Annotated in this window: 3 protein-coding genes; all 3 read right to left on the minus strand. The window is 69.8% G+C overall.

Going from position 1 to position 5,769, the window contains the following annotated elements:
* Nucleotides 1-117: 117 nt before the first annotated feature.
* The 3 genes from EHS43_RS35415 to acnA all read right to left on the minus strand — a co-directional run bounded on the left by EHS43_RS35415 (nucleotide 118) and on the right by acnA (nucleotide 5,397).
* Nucleotides 118-666, minus strand: coding sequence for a DUF1062 domain-containing protein (locus tag EHS43_RS35415; RefSeq protein ID WP_125194728.1), 549 nt, complete (start codon nucleotides 664-666; stop codon nucleotides 118-120).
* Nucleotides 667-876: 210 nt separating this feature from the next.
* Entirely contained in the window at nucleotides 877-2,508 is a 1,632-nt protein-coding gene (locus EHS43_RS35420) for an ATP-binding protein (protein ID WP_125194729.1), read from the minus strand.
* A gap of 171 nt (nucleotides 2,509-2,679) precedes the next feature.
* Nucleotides 2,680-5,397, minus strand: coding sequence for an aconitate hydratase AcnA (gene acnA, locus EHS43_RS35425; RefSeq protein WP_125194730.1), 2,718 nt, complete (start codon nucleotides 5,395-5,397; stop codon nucleotides 2,680-2,682).
* Between the last annotated feature and the right edge of the window lie 372 nt (nucleotides 5,398-5,769).

Here is a 5,769-nt window from a genome sequence, read left to right on the forward strand (position 1 = left end):
CTGTGACGGGAAGCCGGGGCCCCGCCCCTGCAGGCCAGTTGGAGGGCGACCCACGGTGGGAATTTTGGGCCCTTGTCCCCTGCGGGGCAGGGAACAAGGGCCCAGGATGTCGGGGGATCAGGGCTTGAGGGTGAAGGTGAAGTCGGCCGAGAGGCGGGTGTTCAGGCGGATCGCCGAGACGAGGTTGCCCTCGGCCAGCAGGCTCTCGACCTCGGCGCGGGACAGACCGCAGCCTTCGGCGATCAGCCGTACCGGCCGGACCGGGATCCGCGCCGCGAAGCAGACCGAGACGTCGAGCACGTCACCCTCCAGCGGAGCCGGTCCCCCGGTGTCGAGCCGCCAGGCACCCTCCCAGTCCAGGGCGATGCGGTTGCGGCGACGCAGCTCCGGGTCCTGGAGCAACTCCGCTGCCAGGAGCGGGTCGTTGTCGTGCATCCGGTCCAGCAGCTCAGGCCGTATGGAACGCACGTGCCTGCGCTCCAGGACCGTGAGCTTCGCCGTGTCCCCGCAGCCGGCGCAGAGCACGAGGAGCCAGGCGTCGAGGAGTTTGTGGTTCGCGTTGACGCGGAACTTGCCGTTCGCCCGGAAGCGCTCCGACGTGCAGGTGGGGCAACGGCGAAGGACGAGCGGAAGGCGTGTGGGCATGACAACCCAGGTGGTGAGCACAGAAGTACACCGGTTTCAGTGAGAAGTCCGCAGCAGGAAGCAGCGCGGCGCACGGCGGCGACGCGCGACCGATCAGCGCTCGGGGGGTCTCACAGGGTGTACAACGGCACGTCCTTGCCTTGGCGACCTGGTTCGGCAGCACGCTAACGGCGAAGCACGGTGCTCATCCAACGATTTTCGACCGAACGCACAACTGCCGTCACACCCACGTCATATGCGTGACGTCACCGATGCCCCGCTGCCCGAGACCGCCCGCTGCCCCACCTCGGGTTCCGGGGCCGCCGGGAGGTCGATCGTGAACTCCGTGCGTCCTGGGACGCTGTCGACCCGGATGCGACCGCCGTGCGCCCTCGTGACCGCCGCCGCGACGGCCAGGCCCAGTCCGGAGCCGCCGGGGCTGCCAGGGCTGGCCAAGCCCGCCGAGTCGGCGTCGGTGCGGGTCCGGGAGCGGGACGTGTCCGCCCGGGTGAAGCGTTCGAAGACCGTGGGCAGGAGGGCCGCGGGGATGCCGGGACCGTTGTCGCGGACGCGGATCACGCAGTGTTCGGCCGTGGACTCCACCGCTGCCGTCACCCTGGTCCCGGCCGGCGTGTGCATCCGCGCGTTGGACAGGAGTCCGGCCACCACCCGGTGCAGGCGGGACTCGTCGCCGGCCACCAACGCCGGTTCGTCCAGGCTCAGTTCGAGCTGCCAGTCGTGGCTGTCGGCTGCCATCCGCGCCTGCCACACCGCCTCGGCGACCAGTGCCGTCACGTCCACCTCACGGGAATCCAGGGGGCGGCCCTCGTCGAGACGGGCGAGCAGCAGGAGGTCCTCCACCAGGCCCGTCATCCGTGCCGACTCCGCCGACACCCGCCGCCAGGCCAGCCACGGTTCGACGCGGTCGGTGCCGCGGTTCATCAGCTCGGCGTATCCGGCGATCGAGGCGAGCGGGGTGCGCAGTTCGTGGCTGGCGTCGGCCAGGAAGCGCCGCATGCGTTCCTCGCTGCTCCGCATCCGCTCCTCGCCGCGCCGCCGCTCGGTGAGGGAGGACTCCACCTGGTCGAGGAGCCGGTTGAGCGCGGCGCCGACCTGGCCGGCCTCGGTGCCCGGGTCGGTGTCCCGTGCGGCCACCCGGGGCAGGCCGGTGACCTCACCGGGATCGAGCGGGGCACGGCAGACCTCGGCCGCGGTGGCGGCGACCCTGCCGAGGGGGCGCAGTTGCCGTCGTACGACCACTGCGCAGACGCCGCCGGCGACAGCCAGCCCGGCCGCGGCCACGCCCGCCTCGATGGCAACGAGGGTGCGGATCATGTCCTGGACCTCGTCCACGGGCAGGCCGGCGAGGACCCGGACGTCTCCGTCCACCAGGACGGTGACCCGATAGGTGCCGAGGCCGGGCACGGTCCGGGTGTGCATGGCGCCGTCGGCCCGGATCCCGGCGAGGGCGGTGCGCTGGTCGGTGCCGAGGCTCTGAGTGCCGGTGTTCTGGGTGCCGGTGTTCCAGGCGTGGGCGTTCTGAGCCGGGACGTCCAGGACGACGACGGTCGCGGAAACCACGGCGCCCTTCCCGTTCAGCCGGGCGGAGAGCGTCCCGGCGGGCTGCCCGGTCATCGTCCGAGCCGCCGGATCGTCCTCGCTGTCCGGGGGCGACGAGGCCGCGCCCAGGGCTCGTTGAGCACTGTCGAGGACGCGGTCGTCGAGCGCGCCCATCAGATGGGCGCGCTGGAGGAGGACGGTGAGCACGCCCGTCGCGACACAGACGACGACCAGGGTGGCACCGACGCGGACGAGCAGGCGGGTGCCGAGGGGCCACTTGCGCGTGCGGGCGCGGCAGGCCCGGATGCCGGATGTGCCAGTCATGTACCGATCGTGTCCCCGCCCGCTGAGGGAACCCTGTGTTCCACCTGAGGGCGGGTGATGACCTGCGGTGACGGGGATATGACGAAGGGCCGCACCCCCGTCAGCGGGAGTGCGGCCCCAGGACCGTCCGAAGACCTGCGGTCGGCCTCGCGGACGACCTTACGGACGGACCTACTTGCGGATCAGGCTGCGCAGCACGTACTGCATGATGCCGCCGTTGCGGTAGTAGTCGGCCTCACCGGGGGTGTCGATGCGGACGACCGCGTCGAACTCGACGCCCGTGTCGGTGGTGACCTTGACCGTGCGCGGCGTGGTGCCGTTGTTGAGCTCCTCGACACCGGTGAAGGAGAAGGTCTCCTCGCCGGTCAGGCCGAGCGTCGCGGCGGACTGGCCCTCGGGGAACTGGAGCGGCAGGACGCCCATGCCGATGAGGTTCGAGCGGTGGATGCGCTCGTACGACTCGGCGATGACGGCCTTGACGCCGAGGAGCGCGGTGCCCTTGGCGGCCCAGTCGCGGGAGGAGCCGGAGCCGTACTCCTTGCCGGCCAGGATGGCCAGCGGGATGCCCTGCTCGATGTAGTTGCGGGAGGCGTCGTAGATGAACGACACCGGACCGCCGTCCTGGGTGAAGTCGCGGGTGTAGCCGCCCTCGGTGCCCGGCGCGATCTGGTTGCGCAGGCGGATGTTGGCGAACGTGCCGCGGATCATGACCTCGTGGTTGCCTCGGCGGGAGCCGTAGGAGTTGAAGTCACGACGCTCCACACCGTGCTCGGTGAGGTACTTGCCGGCCGGGGTGTCGGCCTTGATGGCACCGGCGGGCGAGATGTGGTCGGTCGTCACCGAGTCGCCGAGCTTGGCGAGCACGCGGGCGCCCGTGATGTCGGAGACCGGGGTGGTCTCCATCGTCATGCCCTCGAAGTACGGGGGCTTGCGGACGTACGTCGACTCGGCGTCCCACTCGAAGGTGTTGCCGGTCGGGATGGGGAGCGCCTGCCACTGGGCGTCGCCCGCGAAGACGTCCTGGTAGGACTTGTTGAACATGTCCTCGCCGATGGCGTTGGCCACGACGTCGTTGACCTCGGCCTCGGAGGGCCAGATGTCCTTCAGGTAGACCGGGTTGCCGTCCTGGTCGGCGCCCAGCGCGTCCTTGGTGATGTCCACCTTCATGGAGCCCGCGAGGGCGTACGCGACGACCAGCGGCGGGGAGGCCAGGTAGTTCATCTTGACGTCGGGGTTGATCCGGCCCTCGAAGTTCCGGTTGCCGGAGAGGACCGAGGTCACCGCGAGGTCGTGGTCGTTGACGGCCTTGGAGACCTCCTCCGGCAGCGGGCCGGAGTTGCCGATGCAGGTGGTGCAGCCGTAGCCGACGAGGTTGAAGCCGACCTTGTCGAGGTAGGGGGTCAGGCCCGCCTTGTCGAAGTAGTCGGTGACGACCTTGGAACCCGGGGCGAGGGTGGTCTTGACCCACGGCTTGCGGGTCAGGCCCTTCTCCACGGCCTTCTTCGCGACGAGCGCGGCGGCGACCATGACGTACGGGTTCGAGGTGTTGGTGCAGGAGGTGATGGCCGCGACCGTCACCGCGCCGTGGTCGATCTCGTACGTCGAGCCGTCGGGGGCGGTCACGGTGACCGGGTTGGACGGGGCGCCGTTCGGGGCGACGGCCGGGGCGTCGGACGCCGGGAAGGACTCCTTGCCCGACTCGTCGACGTCGTCGACGTAGTTGCGGACGTCCTGCTTGAACTGCTCGGCGGCGTTCGCGAGGACGATGCGGTCCTGCGGGCGCTTCGGACCGGCGATCGACGGGACGACCGTCGACAGGTCCAGCTCCAGCTTCTCGGAGAAGTCCGGCTCGGCCTTCGGGTCCAGCCAGAGGCCCTGCTCCTTGGCGTACGCCTCGACGAGCGCAAGCTGCTGCTCGGAGCGGCCGGTGAGCTTGAGGTACTTGATGGTCTCGTCGTCGATCGGGAAGATCGCGGCGGTGGAGCCGAACTCCGGCGACATGTTGCCGATGGTGGCGCGGTTGGCGAGGCTCGTCGCCGCCACACCCTCGCCGTAGAACTCGACGAACTTGCCGACCACGCCGTGCTTGCGGAGCATCTCGGTGATGGTCAGCACGAGGTCGGTGGCGGTGGTGCCGGGCTTGAGCTCACCGGTCAGCTTGAAGCCGACGACGCGCGGGATGAGCATGGAGACCGGCTGGCCGAGCATCGCGGCCTCGGCCTCGATGCCGCCGACGCCCCAGCCGAGCACACCGAGGCCGTTGACCATCGTGGTGTGCGAGTCGGTGCCGACGAGGGTGTCGGGGTACGCCTGGCCGTTGCGGACCATGACCGTGCGGGCCAGGTGCTCGATGTTCACCTGGTGGACGATGCCGGTGCCCGGCGGGACGACCTTGAAGTCGTCGAACGCGGTCTGGCCCCAGCGCAGGAACTGGTAGCGCTCGCGGTTGCGGCCGTACTCCAGCTCGACGTTCTGCGCGAACGCGTCGTTCGTGCCGAACTTGTCCGCGATGACGGAGTGGTCGATGACCAGCTCGGCCGGGGAGAGCGGGTTGACCTTCGCGGGGTCGCCGCCGAGCTCCTTGACGGCCTCACGCATGGTGGCGAGGTCGACGACACAGGGCACGCCGGTGAAGTCCTGCATGATCACGCGGGCCGGCGTGAACTGGATCTCCTGCGACGGCTGGGCCTGGGAGTCCCAGCTGCCGAGGGCGCGGATGTGGTCGGCGGTGATGTTCGCGCCGTCCTCGGTACGGAGCAGGTTCTCCAGGAGAACCTTGAGGCTGTACGGCAGGCGGGCCGAGCCCTCCACCTTGTCCAGCCGGAAGATCTCGTACGACTCGTCGCCCACGCTGAGCGTGGCGCGGGCGTCGAAGCTGTTCGCCGACACGACAGTCTCCTTCATTTTTGTGCGCTTACCACCGCATCCTGCCGCCACGCCGTCTTGGCCGATCCGCTAAGGTAAGGCTAAGTTAGGTATGCCTTACTGCCAGACCCAGCGAAAGCGTGCGACTGCGGTACGCCTCGGCAGATATCTCGATGTCGAGATAACTCTAGTACATGAGGCCGGGATGGTCATGCCCGGCCTGACGATGACGCCCGGACGGCCGGTGTGGCCGGTGGACGGGCTGGGGCTGTTGTCAGCTTTTCCCTCTGTGGTGCCGGTCGGCGCGCCGGTGAACTTCCGCCTCCGAACACGTCCCCGATCGGCGACCGCGCGACCGGGGTGAGGTCGCGACCGGGACGGGGTCGGCGTGCGGGG

Source organism: Streptomyces sp. RP5T, assembly GCF_003933965.1.
GTDB lineage: Bacteria > Actinomycetota > Actinomycetes > Streptomycetales > Streptomycetaceae > Streptomyces.